Source organism: Cellulophaga lytica DSM 7489 (genome assembly GCF_000190595.1).
GTDB lineage: Bacteria > Bacteroidota > Bacteroidia > Flavobacteriales > Flavobacteriaceae > Cellulophaga > Cellulophaga lytica.
The window spans coordinates 2,241,994-2,262,786 of record NC_015167.1 but is presented as its reverse complement, the minus strand read 5'-3'; the positions used below and the strand labels follow the sequence as shown (position 1 = coordinate 2,262,786).

The window sequence follows — 20,793 nt, the reverse complement described above, 5'->3', positions numbered from 1 at the left end:
CCACATTGTTAATAAGTTTCCCCACTTTAGAGATCACTTTTAGACTAACAACCTAAAAAACAGGATGTAATGTGGTGGTAGAAATCTATTTTTATCCGCTTAAAAGAATGATGATTCTTTTTACGGAAATGCCTATATTTGCTACTTAATAGCATAAGAGCTATCCTATTAATGGAAGAAAAGATTATTACAGAAGGCAAATACAGATATATAGAGATTGGGGAAGGAACACCACTAATTATTTTACACGGATTAATGGGTGGATTGAGTAATTTTCAAGGTGTTATGGAACATTTTCCCGCAAAAGGATACAAAGTTTTAGTACCAGAATTACCTATATATGACAAACCTCTACTAAAAACTACTGTAAAAAGTTTTGCAAAATTTGTACAAGAATTTATTACCCACAAAGGGCTAACAGACGTTATTTTGTTAGGAAACTCTTTAGGTGGACATATTGGCTTATTACACACAAAATTATACCCAGAGACTGTAAAAGCATTAGTTATTACAGGCAGCTCTGGTTTATATGAAAGCGCAATGGGAGATGGCTACCCAAGAAGAGGTGATTACGAGTTTATAAAGAAAAAAGCACAAGATGTTTTTTATGATCCTGAAGTAGCAACTAAGGAAATTGTAGATGAAGTTTTTGCTACAGTTAACGACCGTATTAAACTAGTTAAAACACTTGCTATTGCTAAAAGCGCTATTAGACACAATATGGCAAATGACTTACCTAATATGCAAACGCCAACTTGTATAATTTGGGGAGAAGAAGACACAGTAACACCACCAGAAGTTGCTAATGACTTTAACAAGTTATTACCGGATTCTAATTTGTATTGGATTAAAAAATGTGGCCACGCTCCTATGATGGAACACCCTGATGAGTTTAATACAATACTAGAAAACTGGCTACAAAAACGTAATTTGTAAGCTTAATTTAAAAATTATTTATCTTGAAAATAAAATCTGCCAGCTTTGTAATAAGTAACTCTAACGTAAAGTCTTGCCCTAGCGAGCCTTTGCCTGAGTATGCCTTTATTGGCAGATCTAACGTAGGTAAATCTTCTTTAATAAATATGCTAATGCAGCGCAAAAGCTTAGCAAAAACATCTGGAAGACCAGGTAAAACTCAACTTATAAATCATTTTAAAGTAAATGAAAATTGGTTTTTAGTAGATTTACCAGGTTATGGTTATGCTCGTGTTTCTAAAAAAGAGAAAAAAACATTTCAGAAATACATTACAGATTATTTTAAAGAAAGAATACAGCTTGTATGCGCTTTTGTTTTAGTTGATATACGCCATGAACCACAAAAAGTAGATTTAGAATTTTTAGAGTGGATGGGAGAAAATCAAATTCCGTTTGCCCTAATCTTTACAAAGGCCGATAAATTAAAACCCCAAGTAATACAAAAACAAGCAGACAACTACATTAACGCATTACTAGAAGGTATTTGGGAAGACGCCCCGCAATATTTTATAACATCATCTGCAAACAATTTAGGCAGAGAAGATGTTTTAGAATTTATAGATGGCATTAATGATGACTTTTATAAAGCTACCGCATCTAAATAATTTTACTTTAGATTCTTAGTTTTTATAGCGGCTATTAGTTGGTCTGAGCTTTTTAACTCATTCAACTCATTAGTAGTTATAAATTCCTTAAGCTCACCTCCACTCTCTTTAAATATAACTGGTAACGTAGTGTTTACAAATTTACTACCAACAAATTTCTTTTCAAATTCATCTTTATGTAAAAACTGAAGTTCTAAATTAGTAGTACTTCTAAATTTTTTCCAAGCTTTATCCTCTGTAAAAACACCAAAAGTTATACTACACAAATTACAATTATAGGTAGACGGGCTAAATATTTTATGTACACTATCTAACATTGCATTACCTACACCAGAATTAGCATTATAAACAAATATAATTTTTTGAATCATTGCTATTTTTTTTAAAGGTTAGTCTAAACTTAAATGCATTACTTATCATTAAAACAATTAATATTTTGTTAATTTTATCAAATACAATTTTTATTGCATTTTAAAAAAAGTATTTTCGCAGAACGTATGAAGCTGAAAGAAATTACATTATCGGTTTTTAGCGTAGTAATGATTGGGTTTCTTTTACTTGGATCTCAAAACATACACACGCTAAGCTACCACTCTGATGACGATGGCACTGCCATTGTACATTGTGAGCAGTGTGATTTTATTTTTACCAACAACCATACTTCTTTTACAAACTATAGTTTTACAACTATTGTAACACCATATATTTTTACCGAAACTAAAGCTAAAACCGTAACTAATTACAAAAAGCCTAAGGTTAAAAATACAGTTACATCTAAGCATTTAAACAAGCCTCCACCAGCTGTTTAACCCTACACTAAACACTGCTTTTTTTTATACAACAAAAAAGCACCTAATTATTTACACAAAAATATTATTATGCGCTATACGCTAACAATACTATGTATTATAGTGTGTCAGTCTTTTGTATTTAGCCAAGATTGTTCTAATATTCTTTTAGGAGAAGTAATAGACTTTCATGACAAACAACCATTAGCAGACGCTATTATACAAGTAAGAGGAAACAAGAAGCAAGTATATTCTGATGAGTTTGGAAAGTTTACTCTAAAAAATTTATGCAACGGCATTATAGAGTTAGAAATATCTCACCCAGAATGCAGTACAAGATTTGTAACAGTAGAAATTTATGGCAACACCCATAAAAAAATAACCCTAGAACATCATTTAGAAGAGTTAAATGAAGTTAAGGTTACGGGCTCTACCATTAAAGAAACCAATTCTGCACAAGAAAAAACGATAAAAACAGAGCAGCTAGAACGCTTTGGCAGCAACAATTTGGGTGATGCGCTTAAACAAATAAACGGAGTATCTAGCTTAAACACAGGTTCAAATATTGTAAAACCTATAATACAAGGTTTAGGAGGCAGTAGAGTACTTATACTTAATAATGGTACTCGTATGCAAGATATGGAATGGGGTGCAGAACACGCACCAAACATAGATATTAATTCTGCCAACAAAGTTACAATTGTAAAAGGTGCTGCTGCATTAAAATATGGTGGTGATGCTATTGGAGGTATTATTTTACTAGATCAAAATAGAATACCCAAAAAAGATACTATTTACGGCAAAACACTTGTAAACGGAGTGTCTAATGGCAGAGGCGGAAACATAACCACAGAACTTACCAAAGCATATGAAAATGGTTTTTATGTAAAAGGACAAGCATCTTACAAGAAATTAGGAGATGCAGAAGCTCCAAATTATGTATTATCAAATACAGGAGTTTCTCAATTTGGCGCTAGTATAGATTTTGGAAAACTTGGTTTTGAGAGTGGCTGGAATGCCTACTACTCATACTTTGACACAAATATTGGTATTTTAAGTGCGTCTCATATAGGTAATGTAGACGATTTAATTACCGCTATTAATAGTGATGAACCAAGTGAAACAACAAGTTTTACTTATGACATTAATAAGCCTAGACAACATGTTAAACATCATTTAGGAAAACTTAGATACTATAAGCGTTTTGAAGGCTTAGGGAAATTAAATCTTCAATATGACATACAACAAAACCATAGGTTTGAGTATGATATACGTGTTGGTGACGACAAAGAAAAAGCTTCTTTAGACCTTAAGCTTACAACACAAACACTTGCTGCAGATATTACTATTGATGCTTTTGAAAAGCAAAAATTTTCTTTTGGAATTCTAGGCCGATATCAAGATAATTTTGCCAATCCAGATACAGGTGTAAGACGTTTAATTCCTGATTATGATAAAGTAGATTTTGGAGTTTTTGCAACTACAGAATATAAACTTTCTGATGCCACTACTTTAGATGCTGGTATTAGATTTGATTATAGTAAAATTGATGCCCAAAAGTTTTACATAACATCTAGATGGGAAGAACGCGGGTACAACGAAGATTTTAATGATATAATTATTGATGACCTAGGCACACAACTTTTAACAAATCCTGAGCTAAGCTATCATAATTTTTCAGCGTCTGCAGGACTAAAACACCGATTTAATTCTGAAAATTTATTTAGATTTAATTACACTTTAGCGCAACGTGCTCCAAATCCGTCTGAATTATTTAGTGATGGACTGCATCATTCTGCTGCCCGTATAGAATTAGGCGATTTACGCATAAAGAGCGAAACGTCACACAGAATATCATTAAGCTTAGGAAAAAACACTTACACTTGGGGCTACGAGGTTTCACCTTATTATAACCTTATATCAGACTTTATTCTTTTAGAACCAACTGGTGTAGAATTCTCTTTACGAGGTGCATTTCCTGTTTGGGAATACAGACAAACAGATGCTCGTTTACTTGGTGTAGACGCATCTATCTATAATAACTGGACAAACAACTGGAGAACAGATCATAAATTTTCTATAGTTAAAGGAAAAGACAGAACTAAAAACGAAGCTTTAATTAATATTCCTTCTGCTCGTTTACAAAACCAAATAACGTTTACTAAACAAGAATGGAACAACTTTAATATTAGCCTACAAAGTGAATATGTATTTAAACAAAATGAATACATAGATAATATTATGGTATACTCACCACAACAAGACCAGGAAGTAGAACTAGATATAAACACACCTCCAAGTGCTTACCATTTATTAAAATTAGATTCAGAAATGAAATTTAACTTAAAAAATAGCAAAGCATTAACTGTTGGTTTAGGCATAACTAATTTATTGAACACAGAATATAGAGACTACCTTAACAGACAACGTTATTTTACAGACGATTTAGGAAGGTCTTTTACACTTAGATTAAAATATAATTACTAATACAAATTCCTATTAAAATGAAAACAGAAAACACAATTTTGAAAAACATTAAAAAAGCAAGTTTAATTGCATTGTCTAGTATTGCTTTAATTTCATGTTCTGATGATGACGATGCTCCAGAAGCAATTAACGATGAAGAAGTAATAACTACAGTAATAATAGAACTTACACCACAAGCAGGAGGAACAGCAGTTACTCTAATGTCTAAAGATGATGATGGCACTAATGGTCCAAACGCTCCAGTAGTTACAGTTGAAAACTTAGCAGCTAACACAACCTACAACGGTACCATTACATTACTTAATGAAACTGAAAGCCCTGCTGAAGATATTACTTTAGAAGTTGAAGAAGAAGATGATGAGCACCAATTCTTTTATACTGTCTCTGGCGCTATTAGCGGTACAGAATACACAGATATAGATGAAGATGGCAACCCTGTAGGTATTACATTTACCCTTTCTACAGGAGATGCTGGTGCAGCAACATTAGGCGTAACGTTAAGACACGAGCCTAAAAAACCAAACGATGGTACTACTGCAGATGCCGGCGGAGCAACAGATGTTGAGCAAACTTTTTCTTTTGACGTAGAATAATTTACTCTAAAGATTTAAAACTAAAAACTCCCAAATTTCTTTGGGAGTTTTTTAATTGTAATAATTTAAATAATGCTAGCCTTTTTTAAGCTCTAGCTTATCTGCAAAATACTCGCAAAAATCTTTCATTGTTGCTGTCATTTTTTCATCTTGTGTAGCTTTATAAAAAGTATCAGACAAAGACACTAATGTTTGATGAAAAAATACTTTCATTTCATCTACAGGCATATCTTTAGTCCATAAATCTATTTTTAAAGACTCTTGGTTTTTACTATCCCATACAGATAAAAGCATTGCTTTTGCCTCTTCATTCTCTATCCCTCCGTCTTCTGCAGACCAATTTAAAGCCTCTGGCACTCTGTTTTCATCCAGACCAACAGTTAACTTAATTTCTGATGTATGTAATTTTGACATTTATCTTTTTGGTTTATAATTAGATTTTTTAAATATTTCCTCAGCAGGCAGCTGTAGCATTTGTTGCAAAGTTACGTTATTATTATCCATAAAAGAACGCACAATTTGCCATCCTAAAAAACGTCCTAATCGTCCTGGCGACTCACTATCTAACTCCAACTGAAACTTAGAAAATGGTGCAGGATCTAAAAAACGCTTATTTAAATTTTTATCTGTACTATATAAATATTGGTTTTCAATAAAATTACGCCAAATTGGTTCTTCATTAGCAAAAGCCCAATCCAAATCTTGCTGAGTATACTTTATTTTTACTGCATCATCTACAAAAGGTATTAGCTTATCTTTTACATATAACTCTTTTCCATAATATACCAACTGCGCTAAAAAAGTTCTGTCGTTTGCAGGATAAGGCACAACTTTTTTTGCAAATGTATTAGCTACATCTGTTAAAAGGTATTTTTTATCTAATCCCTCTGCAATATAATTTTGTAATCCTTTGTAAAATTTGTGATCCTTTCCCAAGTAGTTATCTAATCCAATTAATAAAAGTTCTTCTGTAAGTATAACAGGATTATTATAATTTACATCAGAAATAACAGTAACCACTTTAGGCTCTGTCTCTTTAGGAAAGTAATATTTTACGTGTTTGTAAAATAACTCAAGCTCATTTTTTTGCTTTTTAAAGTCTCCAAAGGCTATATTAACTTCTTTTAACAAAGATATTTGTAATGTATCTCTTAATTTTGCGACCCATAAGCTATCTGGATATTGTACAGGAAATAAGTAAGGATACTTTTCTTTTAACACAGGAATATCTGTTGGTTTAGCATCAGCAATTTCCCTATCAAACCTAGCAACATCTAATGATACATTTACTTTGGCTATCTGTTTTGCCTCTTTAGACTCTTGTTTACAACCCAAAAAAAGGATAAAAACAAGTAAAATGATATAAAATGGTTGTTTCATTTAAAAGTAATTACAGTAACATTTTAATATTAAAATGTTAGCGTTTATTTTTACAGGATACAAAGTTAACAGTTTTCAACGTAATAAAGGAATTCTATGCAAACAGAAAAAGTAACAAACCATATTGTTAATTGGCTAAAGGATTATGCTACAAAAGCAAACATAAAAGGATTTGTAATAGGTATATCTGGCGGAATTGATTCTGCTGTAACATCTACCCTGTGTGCAAAAACAGGTTTAGAGTTACTTTGTTTAGAAATGCCAATACACCAAGCAGAGAGTCAGGTAACAAGAGCCAGCAAGCATATAGATTGGTTGCAAAGCAATTTTAAAAACGTAAAAAGACAACAAGTAAACTTAACTCCTGTTTTTGATAGCTTTATAGACACACTACCAAGTGTAACTAATGAAGAAGAGAGGTTTTTATCTTTAGCTAACGCAAGAGCAAGACTAAGAATGACAACTTTGTATTATTTTGCAGGATTACACGGTTATTTGGTAGCTGGTACTGGCAACAAGGTTGAAGATTTTGGCGTAGGATTTTACACTAAGTATGGAGATGGCGGAGTAGACCTTAGCCCTATTGCAGATTTAATGAAAAGTGAAGTATACGAAATTGCTAAATTTACAGGTATTAATTCTGACATTATTAATGCTGCACCTACAGATGGTTTGTGGGGAGATGACAGAACAGATGAAGACCAAATAGGAGCATCATACCCAGAGCTAGAGTGGGCAATGCTAGAAGACGACAAGGGTAAAACAAAAAATGATTTTAAAGGAAGACAACAAGAGGTCTTTATATTATATAAAAAACTAAACAATGCTAACCAGCACAAAATGAAACCAATACCTGTATGCGACATTCCAAATGGCTTAAAATAGCCAGTCATCGCAGATAACGTATTGTAAAACGAAAAAAAGTTAAATAATAGTGAATTCTAACAAAAAAGTATCATTTTTGTTGAACAAACATACAATTTAACCTTACATTCTCTGTCAGAATTAATGTTGTGGAAGACAGATTATGCTTAAAATTAATTAAAACCAAAAAAAATGAAAACAGTATTTATTGCAGATAGTCACCCTGTTGTGCAAGTGGGCATTACGCAGATGTTGAGTATTGAGACGGGCTTTAAAGTTATTGGCACTGCTAGAACTTCATCAGAACTTTTTGAAAAACTGGAAAATGAAACTCCAGATATTTTAATGTTAGAGATGGATTTTCCTGAGATTAACGGGATTGCTTGTTTAAGAAAAATGAAGAAGAATCATCCAGATGTTAAAGTACTTATGTACAGCGGACAGTCTGAAGATGTTTACGCTATTAGCTCTATTAGAGCTGGTGCGCAAGGTTATTTATCTAAAAACGCAGATTTAGATTACATAGTAGCGGCTCTAGAAAAAATTAGTGATGGTAAAATGTTTATCACTAATGAACTAGCGCAAAGACTAGCTTTTGATGAAGGCACACAAAAACCTAGAAGATTATTTAGAAAACTATCTACAAGAGAAATAGAAGTTTTAAAAATGCTTGCTAGCGGTAAAAGAAACAAAGATGTTGCATTAGGTCTTGGTTTAAACGAAAAAACCATTAGTACTTACAAGGCTCGTTTAATGAAAAAATTAAACGTAGATAATATGGTAGACTTATTACAACAAGCTAAAGCATTAGATATTTTCTAAGAAATAACATATGTTTTATCAAAAAAAAGTCAGCTCATTGCTGACTTTTTTTTGTTTAAAACTATTAATATTAAGCTAAAAAATAAAGCAAACAGACTATAATACAATTAGTTGTTTAATTTTACAGCTTACTAAATTTACATCTAGCAATATGCTAAAAAGATTATTTAAAAGAATAATGATTGCAATAGTAACTATACTTATAACATTAGTAATATCTTATTTTTTATTTACTAATTTTTACCCAACATTTGGTGGTGATATTACCAAAGAGCGTAAAGAAATTTATAAAGAATCTCCTCAATACAAAAACAACAAGTTTAACAACACTTTACCTGTACCCAAAGATTTAAGTTTTACAGAAACACTATCATTAGCCTACAAGTTTTTTACAACTAAAGTACCTAATGCTAGACCTAAAAAAGACTTAAATGTAAAAACAGTAGACTCTGCTGATGTTGCAAATTACAACAAAGAATCTCGACTTTTTTGGTATGGCCACTCTTCTTTTCTATTACAAATTGAAGGTAAAAACATTCTTTTAGACCCAATGTTAGGTAAAGTTGCTGCTCCACATCCATTAATGGGTGCAAATAGATTTAATACTAAATTCCCTATAGCATTAGAACAGCTTAATAAAATTGATGCTGTATTGTTTTCACATGATCATTATGATCATTTAGATTATGAAACCATTTTAAAAATTAAAGACAAAGCCAAACGCTTTTATGTACCGTTAGGTGTAGGTGTACATTTAGAAGCTTGGGGCGTAGCAAAAGATAAAATTACAGAATTAGATTGGTGGCAAAATACAAAACTAGACAACTTAACTTTTGTTTGTACCCCAGCACAACATTTCTCTGGACGTAAACTTAACAACAGCCAAAGCACACTTTGGAGCTCTTGGGTAATACAATCTAAACAAGATAACATTTACTTTAGTGGAGATAGTGGCTACTCCCCGCACTTTAAAGAAATAGGAGATAAATACGGCCCTTTTGATATTGCCTTAATGGAATGCGGACAATATAACCAAATGTGGGCAGATATACATATGATGCCCGAAGAAACCGCACAAGCTGGCTTAGATGTGCAAGCCAAAAAAATTGTTCCGATACACTGGGCTGGCTTTAAATTAGCTTTACATAGCTGGACAGATCCAATTGTACGTGTAAAAGCAAGGGCAAAAGAACTAAACCTAGATGTAATTACACCCGAAATTGGAGATGAAATTATTGTAAAAGACACGACCAATAATACCACAAATTGGTGGGAGAACTATTAAATACAACTAAGAGCTAACTCATTATTTAAGAGAGCACCCTAGCTAATTTTTTACCCAATAAAGAGTTTAAGTTTAGATAATTCATTATTTCTTGCAAAATTTCTGAATTATCTAGACTTGGATCCTGAGTTTTTTCTTGTAACTCCCCTATTCTCTTTTTTATTAAATAGCAACGTAACGTTAGTATGGTTTCACTTACCAACTGACCTATACTTACAGACTTTTCTTTTGGATATATTTCTTTACGTTCCCATTCATGTAAAATGTATTTTTCTTCTTCCATTAAAATTGAAGAAATTTCGGAGACTAAATCTTGATCTAAACCACCAATAAACTTATTTGCCTCAAAATGCTCTTTTTCATTTAAGTCTTCTATAAGTTTGTAATATATATCTCTAAACTTTGCATTGGTAAGTTCTATTTCATCCTCTTGTAAATCCAGGTAAATTTTTTCAAAAACACGCGCCTCTACAGTTTCTTTTTCTAAAATAAGGTCTCCCTTATCATCTTCTTTAAGCAACAAATCATCAAACTGCTGAGTAGTGTCTCCGTAAAGCAAAAGCAATTCTATTATCTTTTTTTCTAAAACATATTGAACATCTAACTTCTCTTGTACAACTTTATTTTTTACAACCTGAAAAGGTTTTTGCTCTTCTTTTTGTTTTTTAACCTCGTCTGCAATCTCCTTTTTACCTATCTGCGCAAGCGTGTTAAAAAGTACAGATTCTGAAATATTCATTAACTGCGCACACTCTTGTATGTAAATTTCCTTTTTAATACGGTCTGGTATCTTAGAAATACTATTTACAATATCGCGTACTGTTTCTGCTTTTTTTATTGGGTCATTGGCAGTTTCTTTTATTAATAAAGAAGCTTTAAACTGTATAAAATCTTTAGAATTACTTTCTAAATATTGATGAACTTCTTCTAAAGAATTGTTTTTAGAAAAACTGTCTGGGTCTTCACCTTCAGGAAAAGTACAAACCCTAACATTCATACCTTGTTCTAAAATTAAATCTATACCACGTAATGAGGCACGCAAACCAGCTGCATCACCATCAAACAAAACAGTTATGTTTTTAGTTAACCTATTTACAAGTCTAATTTGGTCTGGTGTAAGTGCGGTACCACTAGAAGCAACAACATTGTGTATACCTCTTTGATGAAACTGTATAACATCTGTATACCCTTCTACCAAATAACAGTTATCTTCTTTAGCTATAGCCTGTTTAGCGTGGTAAATACCATAAAGCACTTTACTTTTATGGTAAATATCACTCTCTGGAGAATTTAAGTATTTAGCTGCTTTTTTATCATTAGTTAAAATACGACCACCAAAACCTAACACTCTACCACTCATAGACTGTATAGGAAACATTACACGACCTTTAAATCTATCAAATTTTCTAACCTCTTGTCCTTCTTGTTTCTTAACTATTGTTAAACCTGTTTTTTCTAGATACTCTAACTTATACCCTTTATCTAAGGCAGTGTTTGTAAAAGAGTCCCATTGATCTAAACAATAACCAAGGCTAAATTTTTTAATTGTTTCATCTGTAAAGCCCCGTTCTTTAAAGTAACTTAAACCAATAGCCTTACCCAACTCACGTTCCCACAATACTTCAGAAAAATATTTTTGAGCATACTCAGACACCAAGTACATACTCTCTTTTTCATTAGCTTGCTCTTTTTGTTCGTCTGTACGTTCGGTTTCTTCTATTTCTATATTATACTTTTTAGCCAAGTATTTTATAGCCTCTGGATAAGTAAAGTGTTCATGCTCCATTAAAAAAGCAACTACATTACCTCCTTTACCACTACTAAAATCTTTCCAGATTTGTTTAACAGGAGACACCATAAAACTTGGTGAACGCTCATCTGTAAACGGACTTAAACCTTTAAAGTTGGTTCCAGATTTTTTTAACTGAACAAAATCGCCAATAACCTCCTCTAAACGAGCAGTTTCATAAACTTGGTCTATAGTAGATTTAGAAATCAAATTTTAGTAATTTTTAAATAAGAGGGTAAATATAATGAACTAAATATCAAAAAAATAAACTAATCTAAAATAAGTGCTATAACAACTACCCCTGTTTTCAGGGTAAGCATTTTAGCTAGTCTAAGGGTAATTTAAACTCTATAATGGCCGCACCTTTGTAACATCAAAATTAAATAAACCAATATTAATCTAAAAAAAAATTAAAAATTATGAGCTGGGGAATTTCTTTAATATTATTAAGCATTTTAGCTGTACCGTCTTTATTATTATCTAAAAAACCAAATGCCAAAGAGCTACTAGAAAAAATTGAACCTTACCAAGGTTGGATAGGAATGGTATTTTGTTTTTGGGGGATTTGGGGAATTGTTAGTGCTATTTTAACTATTGGATGGTTAAGCACTTGGCCTATCTTATGGATAACATATTTAGTAGGTAACATTGTTACTGCTGCTTTGGGCTTTATGTTAGGGTACGGACTAATTAACAAGTATGTATTATCTAAAAATGAAGCAGCAAAGGCTAAAGCCGAAGAGATGAGAGCTAAAATTGCTCCTAAGCAAGGGAAATTAGGTTTAATTGGCCTTATACTTGGCGCTTGGATGATTGTATCTTCATTTTTATTTGTAGTATCCTAATAAAAAACACACAATACTTATTTGGTTGATAAGGGCAAGAATCTTGACTAGTTTAAATTGTCTCCGTAGTTTTTACTAGCTCAGGATTCTTCATTTAAAAATCCAAGAACAAAAAAAATCCTAAGCTAAATTGCTTAGGATTTTTATATTTTTCTAATACGCTATTATAAATCAAAACGTAAGCCTACTGAAATATTATGCTGATCTACTAAGGCATCTTTAAAAATAGGACTAAGATCATACTTAACATATAATGTTGTATCTCCAAAACCTGCATATGCACTTAAACCGTATATAAGGTCTGATGTATTGTAGTCTCTTTTAAACTTATCTTTAACTTTTTTACCATTCTCTTTGTATTTTAGCTTTTGACGAGTACCAATATTAAATCCTCCATAGGCACCTATACCTATTCTAAACTTGTTATCTATATAATAACGCATTTTTTCTTCCGTTTCTTCTTTTCTAGATGGTCCAAACTCAAAATGCACAGGAAATACTAGGTTATCCATTCTAAGTTTTGCTTTGTCTAAATCATACTCAAAGTCCTGTAACTCCGTTTGGTTTCCGTTTTCTACAAAGTATAAGTTATCATCTACTTTAAGACCATTAAATTGAAACGAAAAACCATAATTTAGACGCACTGCATTAGAGTTTTTAAACAATCTAGTTCTCCAATTAATTCCCATTTCAAAAAAACGACTACCTCCTATTTTATATGGAGAATCATCTAAAGATTGTCCGTCTATAATTGCATTATTTAACCCAACAGCCAAAACAAGTTCAGACACGGTTCTAATATCGTATTTAACTTCTTGTTTTTTTGTTTCACTATAAAAAATAGATTTGTCGTTAAATTTTATGTCAAAAACATCTACCTCTACTTTACCTGGTAAAGAATCTAACCTAGCAAGCTTATCTGTACCATTACGCTCTAATAATGATATTTTATTATCAATAATAGCAACCCTATTCTCTATGTTTAAAGCTCTATTTTTTGCTGCCTCAGTTTTTAAATTTTGCGCTTGTTGTGCTGTTATTTCATTCTTCTCTAAACGCTTAGTTATAGCCTCTATTTCTGTTTTTAGCGCCTCTTTTTCATACAATCTAATTTGTTCTTTTTCTTTTAATAAAAGATCAATTTTAGATTTAATTTGTTCTTGAGCAAATGTTAGTTGCACACAAAAAACCGTTATAATTAATAAAATGTAGTGTGTAGTTTTTTTCATAATAATTAAATTTTAGATGTGTTTTATTATTCCCCTAGCATATTGCAGATACAATACACCAGAAGAAAATATAAAACTCTGATTGATGAATGTTTATTTGTTAGTTAGTACGTGCAGCTACTGCAGTTTTTAATTTGAGGTAACGCCTTTTTAGATTGTCAAAAATTTTATCTCTAAAACTTACATCTAATTCACTTTCTGCTTCTATTAACAAGGCCATAGCGTCTACAGACATACCTGCTTTAATTGCTTTTTCTGCTAAAATTTCTTGTTGTGCATTACGTAGTAAAGAGTCTACTTCTGCATCTGTAACTGCAATATTATTTTCCTCTAGCAAGGCTAGTTTCTCCATTACAACATTTAGTTTGGTATCTATAATTGTTTTCTCTGGCTGGTTAATTTTTAATTGTTTATTCGTTTTTTCATATGCAGCAATTTTTGTCTGCTCTGGTCTTTTAAATTGATTTTCTGGAGTATTAATTTTTGCTTCCTGTTTAATTACAGTGTTTTTCTCTTCTTTTATAGTTACTTCTTTAGATGCCACAACAGTAGTATTTTCTTCTTTAAAAATTGTATTTGTTTTTAAAATTGATTTTTTACTATCATCTACTTTATCTGTGTCTACAACTTGAGGAGAATTATTAATTGGTTCTGCAGTGTTAAAAAACCAAACCGATGCTATTAACAAACCAACTAAACAAGCAGCAATAGCAAAATATGCTGGCTTTTTATTTTTTTTATTAATTGGTTGACTCTCCAAACCCGCAGCAACTTTGGACCACGCATTGCTAGATGGGGTAATTTCCCTATCTTTTAGCTTATCTTTTAAATGTTCTTCAAATTTTAAAGGTGCCATTGTACTATTTTTTTTAAGATTCTATTGTAACTGAATCTGTTGTCTTTATTTTTTCTAATTTTTCTTGCAACATTTTTCTAGCTTTAAACAACTGAGATCTTGATGTATTTTCTGAAATACCCAATTGCTCTGCAATTTCAAAATGTTTGTATCCCTCAATAGCATACATTACAAATACTATTTTATAACCTTCTGGTAAAGCATCTATTAATAACTGTACTTGCTCTACATCTAAATCTGGCGTACTAGTTATATGTTTAGGTGCAGAACGCTCATATACTTCATCATCAAAAACAATATGCTGTTTTTTACGCAAGTAAGTTATACACTCCCTAACCATAATTTTACGAACCCATCCTTCAAAACTACCCTCAAACTTAAAAGTGTCTAAATACTTAAATACTTTTAAAAAAGCACATACCATAACATCCTCTGCAAATTGCAGGTCTTTTATATATTGCCTGCAAACGCTTAACATTTTTGGAGCATATTTATTATACAAGCGCTCTTGAGCATCCCTGTCTGCAGCAGCGGCTTTTTTTATAAGGGTATTCTCGTTTTTGTAAAGTTTAATAATTTTCACAGTAATGGTGTTCTATAAGTATAGACAACAAACATTACTGTAACGTTGCCCAGAAAATAAATTTATTTTAAAATAAATTACAACGCTCTGATTTTTAAAGTGATAAAGTTATTATTTTTTTCTATCTACCACGTAATTTACCATTAGTTCTAGCGAACTTTTATAATCGGACTCTGGATATTTACTTAATAAAGCAAGAGCTTCCTTTTTAAAAGACATCATTTTCTCTTCGGCATACGCCAAACCACCACTGTCTTTAACAAAGTTAATTACCTCTTTAACTCGCTTTTTGTCTTTATTGTGCTTTTTAACAGAGTTTATTAACCAACTCTTTTCTTTTTTTGTGCAGTTATTAAGTGTATATATTAAAGGAAGCGTCATTTTTTGTTCTTTAATATCTATACCTGTTGGCTTACCAATTGCCTCATCCCCATAGTCAAACAAATCATCTTTTATTTGAAAAGCCATACCTATGAGTTCTCCAAATTTTCTAAAAGTTTCTACATCATCAGAATCTGGATTTACAGAACAAGCCCCTAAACTACAGCAAGCTGCTATTAGCGTGGCTGTTTTTTGTCTTATTATTTCATAATAGACATCTTCTGTAATATCTAATTTACGTGCTTTTTCAATTTGTAACAGCTCACCTTCACTCATTTCACGTACTGCAACCGAAATAATTTTTAGAAGATCAAAATCACCATTATCAATAGACAACAACAACCCTTTAGATAATAAAAAATCACCTACAAGTACAGCTATTTTATTTTTCCAAAGTGCATTTACTGAGAAAAAGCCACGACGCTTGTTACTATCATCTACAACATCGTCATGAACTAAAGTGGCAGTATGTATTAATTCTATAACAGATGCACCTCTATAAGTACGCTCATTAACCTTGCCACCAGACACCAATTTTGCTGTTAAAAAAACAAACATTGGTCGCATTTGTTTTCCTTTTCTATTTACTATATAGTAAGTAATTCTGTTTAATAAGGCCACCTTAGAAGACATAGAGGCGTGAAACTTTTTTTCAAAAAGCTCCATTTCTTTATTTACAGGGTCCTTAATTTGTGCTACAATTTTCAAAAAAGCAATTCGTTAAATTTGGAAAGGTAAAAGTAATTAAATTATTAGATTTCAAGGCAATGATTTACGTTTTAGTAATATTATAGCCTACCCCTGAAAACAGGGGTAAAATTTTCCCTACAAATAGGTCTATTTGTTTTGTTTAATAGCGTCATCTTTGCTGTGTTATTAAAAACAAAAACAATTAATAAATCACACTTAAGATGAAAAAAAATCTATTTGTAGCAGCAATGTTACTTTTTAGCTGTAGCGCAATTGTAAACGCTCAAAAATTGAAAAAATTTGGAAGTTCTGTTGAAAAAAAAATAGGACCAAAAACTATTAAGGTTCCTTACACAGATAACATTAGCTACTTAGGTTACGCTAGCCCTGGTAATGAAGATGAAGTAAAAGACAATAAAAAGTTTTATTACATATACGTTTGGGTACCATTGGCTGCTCCTGAATTAGGAGTAAGAATGGTTTCGCCTGCAAATGGTGATAAAATTAAAAATGCGGTAAAATCTGCAGATTTTGATGAGCACGCTTCTACAAAAGACTTTTTTGACACTTACATTACCTTAGAAAGATCTGATATTGTTTCTGCTGATAAAGTTACTACAGAAGGAGCTAAAAGTGCTAATTGGGTTACTTTAGCTTCAAATGATGATACATCTGAGTTACCTAAGCAACCTAGCGGAAGTAGCTACAATTCTTTATTACGTTACAAGAGTGAGGTAAGCAACCCTACAAAAGCATTAACTGCTGGCTTGTACAGAGTAGGTTTTACTACATACAAAAGAGGAGAAGTAAAAGGTACATTTTTAGCAGAAGTTGCTGCTCCAATAAAAATACCTGGAGTTGTAATGGCTAAAACTATTGATGAGTTAAAAGCTCAAATGAAATAAAAAGAACATTGTGGTTAATGTGTTTTTTTAGTTAAAGGCAGGTGATTGGTTTTCGCCTGCCTTTTTTAGCTTTTATTTGCTAGCTGCCCACAAGCTGCATCTATATCTTTACCTCTAGAGCGCCTTACCGTAACTGTTATACCGTTACGCTCTAATGTTGTCACATACATATCTATAGCTTTATTACTAGCCTGCTGAAACTCACCATCATCTATAGGATTATACTCTATTAAGTTTACTTTTGATGGCGCAAACCTACAGAAATCTACAAGTGCATTTGCATCATTCTGTGTATCATTAATACCATCCCAAACTACATATTCATATGTAATTCTGCTTTTTGTTTTAGCGTACCAATACTGTAACGCCTCTCTTAAATCTTTTAAAGGAAAAGTAGCATTAAAAGGCATTATAGAGGTTCTAATTTCATCCACAGCAGAATGCAAGGACACTGCCAATTTAAACTTTACCTCATCATCTGCCATTTTCTTTATCATCTTTGGAACACCAGATGTAGAAACCGTAATTCTTTTTGGAGACATAGCTAAGCCCTCTGTAGAGGTTATTTTATCTATAGCTTTTAAAACATTATTATAGTTCATTAAAGGTTCGCCCATACCCATAAACACAATGTTACTTAGTTTACGGTCAAAATACAATCTACTTTCATTATCTATAGCAACTACTTGATCATAAATCTCATCTGGATTTAAGTTACGCATACGCTTTAACCTAGATGTTGCGCAAAACCTACAATCTAAACTACAACCAACTTGACTAGAGACACAGGCTGTGGTTCTTGTTTTTGTTGGTATTAGAACCGACTCTACAATTAAACCATCATGTAATTGCACAGCGTTTTTAATAGTACCATCACTACTACGCTGCATTTGATCTACTTTTATGTGGTTTATAACAAAGTTATCATCCAACAATTGCCTTGTTTCTTTAGATACATTTGTCATTGCCTCAAAAGAGTGTGCCCCTTTTTGCCATAACCACTCGTATACCTGGTTACCTCTAAAGGCTTTATCTCCTTGAGCTACAAAAAACGCTCTAATTTGTTCCTTAGTTAAGGCTCTTATGTCTTTTTTCTTATTTTTTTCCACAGTACTAAAGGTAGTAGATAAAAGTTAATCCCGCCAATTTCTATTAAAAATAGAAAACTGACGGGATTTATATTTTATGTATTAAAATGCCAATTATATAATTAGCATTGCATCTCCGTAAGAGTAAAATTTATAGCTTTCTAAGATAGCCTCTTTGTATGCTTTTTTCATAAGGTCATGGCCAATAAAAGCAGAAACCATCATTAACAAAGTAGACTTTGGTAAGTGAAAGTTTGTAACCATAGAGTTAGCAATACTAAAATCATAAGGAGGAAAAATAAATTTATTTGTCCATCCTTCATACGTATTTAAGTGTCCGTTACTAGAAACTGCACTTTCTAAACCACGCATAGCCGTTGTACCAATAGCACAAATTCTACGTTTATTATCTATAGCAGCGTTTACAACCTCTGTAGCTTTTTCATCAATAACTAACTCTTCACTATCCATTTTATGTTTAGATAAATCTTCTACCTCTACTGGGTTAAAAGTTCCTAAACCAACGTGTAAAGTTAATTCTGCAAAATCTACTCCTTTAATTTCTAATCTTTTTAATAAGTGTTTAGAAAAGTGTAAACCTGCTGTTGGTGCAGCTACAGCACCTTCGTGCTTAGCGTATATTGTTTGGTACCTGTCTTCATCAGATTCCTCTACTTCTCTTTTTATGTATTTAGGTAATGGTGTTTCTCCTAAATCTTTTAATTTTTGTCTAAAGTCTGTATAAGAACCATCATATAAAAAACGTAAAGTTCTACCTCTAGATGTTGTATTATCTATAACTTCTGCAACTAAAGTTTCATCGTCACCAAAATACAATTTATTTCCTATTCTTATTTTACGTGCAGGATCTACTAAAACATCCCATAAACGCTGTTCTGCATTTAATTCACGTAATAAAAACACTTCAATTCTTGCCCCTGTTTTTTCTTTATTACCATATAAACGAGCAGGAAAAACTTTAGTGTTGTTTAAAACCATTACATCTCCCTCATCAAAATAATTAATAAGGTCTTTAAACATTTTGTGTTCAATTTTTCCGGTTTCTCTATGTATTACCATCAATTTAGCTTCATCCCTGTGTTCAGAAGGATACTCGGCTAACAAATTGTCTGGAAGTTCAAAATTAAAGCTAGATAATTTCATTTAATATTTTTTATGATGTTAACGGTTATACATAACCTCTGAAAATTAAAAACGATATTATTTTATGCCAATAAAAAAGCACTCAACGTTTTACGGTTTAGTGCATATTTTTTTAATTTTCTTTTTATGCGATTGCAAATATACTATGCTACAATAGGCGTTGTCAAGTAAAACACCAATTAAATAACAATTTAACCACAATTATGCTTCTTTTACACCAAATTTAAGCAGTTTAAGGTCGGTCCAGAAATCTGGGTAAGACTTAGACACCACACCTGCATCATTAATAAACAAGTTTGTTTTTAGCGCCAAAGGAGCAAAAGCCATTCCCATTCTATGGTCATTATAGGTATCTATAGCAATGTCTTTGTTAATTTTTGTTGTTGGTTTTATAGTAAGTGTCTTGTCTGTAACCGTAATAGACGCTCCTAATTTTGTAAGCTCTGTTTTTAAAGCCTCTAACCTATCTGTTTCTTTAATTTTAAGCGTGTGTAAACCTGTTAAATGGCAACCTAGTCCCAAACCAAAAACCGTAACTGCAATGGTTTGTGCTATATCTGGCGCATTACTAAGGTCTTTTGTAATTTCTTGTGTTTCTTTATCTGTGATCTTTTTTAAAACTACTTTAGCATCTAAAAATGTAGTTTCTACACCAAAATCTGTATAAATATCAGCCAAAACACTATCTCCCTGTAAGCTATCTTTTTTATAGGCTGATAAGGTAATTTCTGTACCAACAGCAGACATTGCTACAATACTGTAAAAATAAGAAGCAGAACTCCAGTCTGACTCTACAACCAGTGTAGTATTACTAACAGATTTTTTTGGCGCCACCTTAATAGTATTACCTTCAAAAGAGTTTTCTACTCCTATTTGCGTAAGTAAAGCTAGCGTCATTTTTATATAAGGCACAGAGGTAATTTTACCTACCAACTCTAACTCTAAACCATTATCTAAACTTGGTGCAGTTAATACTAATGAAGAAATGTACTGACTACTAATATTAGCTGGTAAACTTACTTTGTTTGTTGTTATTTTTTTTCCTTTAATATGTAGCGGAGGATAACCACTATTTTCTAAATAGGTAATATCTGCTCCTAAAGATTTTAATGCATCTACCAATACTCCTATTGGGCGCTCTGTCATACGTTTAGACCCTGTAAGCACAACTTCTTTACCATCTTGGCAAGAAAAATAAGTGGTTAAAAAACGCATTGCTGTACCTGCGTGATGTATATCTACTTCTCCTTTAGATACCTTAATTCCTTTTTGCATTACAATTGCATCATCAGAATTAGAAAGATTTTCTATTTTTATATTCGGATATAATGCTTGTAGTAACAATAGGCGGTTAGACTCGCTTTTGCTTCCTGTTATTTTAATAGCAGAATTTAATGTTTTATTTTCTGGGGCTGATAAATATAATTTCAATGTAAAAGACTTTAAGTGATTAAAAATAAGAAC

The 20,793-nt window shown here is 32.0% G+C and carries 21 protein-coding genes; 10 read left to right on the top strand and 11 right to left on the bottom strand.

The window, feature by feature from the left end:
• Positions 1 to 171: 171 nt before the first annotated feature.
• Positions 172 to 936 (top strand): alpha/beta fold hydrolase, encoded by a 765-nt coding sequence (locus tag CELLY_RS10115; protein WP_013621580.1) that lies wholly within the window; start codon positions 172 to 174, stop codon positions 934 to 936.
• Between the two features lie 23 nt (positions 937 to 959).
• Positions 960 to 1,580, top strand: a complete 621-nt coding sequence (gene yihA, locus CELLY_RS10110) for a ribosome biogenesis GTP-binding protein YihA/YsxC (RefSeq protein ID WP_013621579.1) — start codon at positions 960 to 962, stop codon at positions 1,578 to 1,580.
• Positions 1,581 to 1,582: 2 nt separating this feature from the next.
• Here the strand turns inward: yihA and CELLY_RS10105 are convergent, their stop codons facing one another.
• Complete coding sequence (locus CELLY_RS10105; RefSeq protein WP_013621578.1) at positions 1,583 to 1,951, bottom strand: hypothetical protein; 369 nt, start codon at positions 1,949 to 1,951, stop codon at positions 1,583 to 1,585.
• 126 nt (positions 1,952 to 2,077) lie between these two features.
• On the opposite strand from CELLY_RS10105, the gene CELLY_RS10100 reads away from it, so the two are divergent.
• The 3 genes from CELLY_RS10100 to CELLY_RS10090 all read left to right on the top strand — a co-directional run bounded on the left by CELLY_RS10100 (position 2,078) and on the right by CELLY_RS10090 (position 5,448).
• On the top strand, positions 2,078 to 2,389 hold the full coding sequence (locus tag CELLY_RS10100) for a hypothetical protein (protein WP_034643002.1): 312 nt from the start codon (positions 2,078 to 2,080) through the stop codon (positions 2,387 to 2,389).
• A 69-nt stretch (positions 2,390 to 2,458) separates the two neighbouring features.
• Positions 2,459 to 4,855 (top strand): TonB-dependent receptor, encoded by a 2,397-nt coding sequence (locus CELLY_RS10095; RefSeq protein WP_013621576.1) that lies wholly within the window; start codon positions 2,459 to 2,461, stop codon positions 4,853 to 4,855.
• A gap of 17 nt (positions 4,856 to 4,872) precedes the next feature.
• Positions 4,873 to 5,448 carry a hypothetical protein gene (locus CELLY_RS10090; RefSeq protein WP_013621575.1) on the top strand — a complete coding sequence of 192 codons (576 nt, stop codon included), beginning with the start codon at positions 4,873 to 4,875 and terminating at the stop codon, positions 5,446 to 5,448.
• 75 nt (positions 5,449 to 5,523) lie between these two features.
• Here the strand turns inward: CELLY_RS10090 and gldC are convergent, their stop codons facing one another.
• Together gldC and gldB are read right to left on the bottom strand one after the other, a co-directional pair.
• Complete coding sequence (gene gldC / locus CELLY_RS10085; RefSeq protein ID WP_013621574.1) at positions 5,524 to 5,862, bottom strand: gliding motility protein GldC; 339 nt, start codon at positions 5,860 to 5,862, stop codon at positions 5,524 to 5,526.
• Complete coding sequence (gene gldB, locus CELLY_RS10080) at positions 5,863 to 6,828, bottom strand: gliding motility lipoprotein GldB (RefSeq protein ID WP_013621573.1); 966 nt, start codon at positions 6,826 to 6,828, stop codon at positions 5,863 to 5,865.
• Positions 6,829 to 6,924: 96 nt separating this feature from the next.
• On the opposite strand from gldB, the gene nadE reads away from it, so the two are divergent.
• The 3 genes from nadE to CELLY_RS10065 all read left to right on the top strand — a co-directional run bounded on the left by nadE (position 6,925) and on the right by CELLY_RS10065 (position 9,799).
• Complete coding sequence (gene nadE / locus CELLY_RS10075; protein ID WP_013621572.1) at positions 6,925 to 7,713, top strand: NAD(+) synthase; 789 nt, start codon at positions 6,925 to 6,927, stop codon at positions 7,711 to 7,713.
• A 171-nt stretch (positions 7,714 to 7,884) separates the two neighbouring features.
• Positions 7,885 to 8,514 carry a response regulator gene (locus tag CELLY_RS10070; protein ID WP_013621571.1) on the top strand — a complete coding sequence of 210 codons (630 nt, stop codon included), beginning with the start codon at positions 7,885 to 7,887 and terminating at the stop codon, positions 8,512 to 8,514.
• Positions 8,515 to 8,665: 151 nt separating this feature from the next.
• Entirely contained in the window at positions 8,666 to 9,799 is a 1,134-nt protein-coding gene (locus tag CELLY_RS10065; RefSeq protein WP_141103760.1) for an MBL fold metallo-hydrolase, read from the top strand.
• Positions 9,800 to 9,824: 25 nt separating this feature from the next.
• Here CELLY_RS10065 and dnaG read toward each other — a convergent pair whose 3' ends face one another.
• On the bottom strand, positions 9,825 to 11,798 hold the full coding sequence (gene dnaG, locus CELLY_RS10060) for a DNA primase (protein ID WP_013621569.1): 1,974 nt from the start codon (positions 11,796 to 11,798) through the stop codon (positions 9,825 to 9,827).
• Positions 11,799 to 12,007: 209 nt separating this feature from the next.
• Here dnaG and CELLY_RS10055 point away from each other — a divergent pair, with 209 nt between their 5' ends.
• Positions 12,008 to 12,433 (top strand): hypothetical protein, encoded by a 426-nt coding sequence (locus tag CELLY_RS10055; protein WP_013621568.1) that lies wholly within the window; start codon positions 12,008 to 12,010, stop codon positions 12,431 to 12,433.
• A gap of 164 nt (positions 12,434 to 12,597) precedes the next feature.
• On the opposite strand, the gene CELLY_RS10050 is transcribed toward CELLY_RS10055, so the two are convergent.
• From CELLY_RS10050 to CELLY_RS10035, 4 genes are all read right to left on the bottom strand, one after another.
• Positions 12,598 to 13,662, bottom strand: a complete 1,065-nt coding sequence (locus CELLY_RS10050; RefSeq protein WP_013621567.1) for a hypothetical protein — start codon at positions 13,660 to 13,662, stop codon at positions 12,598 to 12,600.
• Between the two features lie 100 nt (positions 13,663 to 13,762).
• A complete protein-coding gene (locus CELLY_RS10045) occupies positions 13,763 to 14,518 on the bottom strand; it encodes a hypothetical protein (RefSeq protein ID WP_013621566.1) in 756 nt (251 codons plus the stop codon).
• Between the two features lie 13 nt (positions 14,519 to 14,531).
• Positions 14,532 to 15,101, bottom strand: coding sequence for an RNA polymerase sigma factor (locus CELLY_RS10040; protein WP_013621565.1), 570 nt, complete (start codon positions 15,099 to 15,101; stop codon positions 14,532 to 14,534).
• 111 nt (positions 15,102 to 15,212) lie between these two features.
• Positions 15,213 to 16,190 (bottom strand): polyprenyl synthetase family protein, encoded by a 978-nt coding sequence (locus tag CELLY_RS10035; RefSeq protein WP_013621564.1) that lies wholly within the window; start codon positions 16,188 to 16,190, stop codon positions 15,213 to 15,215.
• Between the two features lie 203 nt (positions 16,191 to 16,393).
• On the opposite strand from CELLY_RS10035, the gene CELLY_RS10030 reads away from it, so the two are divergent.
• The gene (locus CELLY_RS10030; RefSeq protein ID WP_013621563.1) at positions 16,394 to 17,077 is read left to right on the top strand and encodes a Lipl32 family lipoprotein; all 684 of its coding nucleotides are present in this window, start codon (positions 16,394 to 16,396) and stop codon (positions 17,075 to 17,077) included.
• A 65-nt stretch (positions 17,078 to 17,142) separates the two neighbouring features.
• Here the strand turns inward: CELLY_RS10030 and rlmN are convergent, their stop codons facing one another.
• From rlmN to CELLY_RS10015, 3 genes are all read right to left on the bottom strand, one after another.
• A complete protein-coding gene (gene rlmN / locus CELLY_RS10025; RefSeq protein ID WP_013621562.1) occupies positions 17,143 to 18,186 on the bottom strand; it encodes a dual-specificity RNA methyltransferase RlmN in 1,044 nt (347 codons plus the stop codon).
• Between the two features lie 93 nt (positions 18,187 to 18,279).
• Positions 18,280 to 19,329: a tRNA preQ1(34) S-adenosylmethionine ribosyltransferase-isomerase QueA gene (gene queA / locus CELLY_RS10020; protein WP_013621561.1), complete on the bottom strand. Its 1,050-nt coding sequence runs from the start codon at positions 19,327 to 19,329 to the stop codon at positions 18,280 to 18,282.
• Positions 19,330 to 19,530: 201 nt separating this feature from the next.
• Positions 19,531 to 20,760, bottom strand: coding sequence for a 3-phosphoshikimate 1-carboxyvinyltransferase (locus tag CELLY_RS10015; RefSeq protein WP_013621560.1), 1,230 nt, complete (start codon positions 20,758 to 20,760; stop codon positions 19,531 to 19,533).
• Between the last annotated feature and the right edge of the window lie 33 nt (positions 20,761 to 20,793).

Excerpts from the sequence above, each read along its gene's own strand:
- gldB (WP_013621573.1), bottom strand. The coding sequence starts at position 6,828 with ATGAAACAACCATTTTATATCATTTTACTTGTTTTTATCCTTTTTTTG.
- CELLY_RS10050 (WP_013621567.1), bottom strand. The coding sequence starts at position 13,662 with ATGAAAAAAACTACACACTACATTTTATTAATTATAACGGTTTTTTGT.
- CELLY_RS10070 (WP_013621571.1), top strand. The coding sequence starts at position 7,885 with ATGAAAACAGTATTTATTGCAGATAGTCACCCTGTTGTGCAAGTGGGC.
- CELLY_RS10090 (WP_013621575.1), top strand. The coding sequence starts at position 4,873 with ATGAAAACAGAAAACACAATTTTGAAAAACATTAAAAAAGCAAGTTTA.
- CELLY_RS10105 (WP_013621578.1), bottom strand. The coding sequence starts at position 1,951 with ATGATTCAAAAAATTATATTTGTTTATAATGCTAATTCTGGTGTAGGT.
- CELLY_RS10100 (WP_034643002.1), top strand. The coding sequence starts at position 2,078 with ATGAAGCTGAAAGAAATTACATTATCGGTTTTTAGCGTAGTAATGATT.
- queA (WP_013621561.1), bottom strand. The coding sequence starts at position 19,329 with ATGAAATTATCTAGCTTTAATTTTGAACTTCCAGACAATTTGTTAGCC.
- CELLY_RS10115 (WP_013621580.1), top strand. The coding sequence starts at position 172 with ATGGAAGAAAAGATTATTACAGAAGGCAAATACAGATATATAGAGATT.
- CELLY_RS10055 (WP_013621568.1), top strand. The coding sequence starts at position 12,008 with ATGAGCTGGGGAATTTCTTTAATATTATTAAGCATTTTAGCTGTACCG.
- CELLY_RS10045 (WP_013621566.1), bottom strand. The coding sequence starts at position 14,518 with ATGGCACCTTTAAAATTTGAAGAACATTTAAAAGATAAGCTAAAAGAT.
- nadE (WP_013621572.1), top strand. The coding sequence starts at position 6,925 with ATGCAAACAGAAAAAGTAACAAACCATATTGTTAATTGGCTAAAGGAT.
- CELLY_RS10030 (WP_013621563.1), top strand. The coding sequence starts at position 16,394 with ATGAAAAAAAATCTATTTGTAGCAGCAATGTTACTTTTTAGCTGTAGC.
- CELLY_RS10065 (WP_141103760.1), top strand. The coding sequence starts at position 8,666 with ATGCTAAAAAGATTATTTAAAAGAATAATGATTGCAATAGTAACTATA.
- CELLY_RS10095 (WP_013621576.1), top strand. The coding sequence starts at position 2,459 with ATGCGCTATACGCTAACAATACTATGTATTATAGTGTGTCAGTCTTTT.
- gldC (WP_013621574.1), bottom strand. The coding sequence starts at position 5,862 with ATGTCAAAATTACATACATCAGAAATTAAGTTAACTGTTGGTCTGGAT.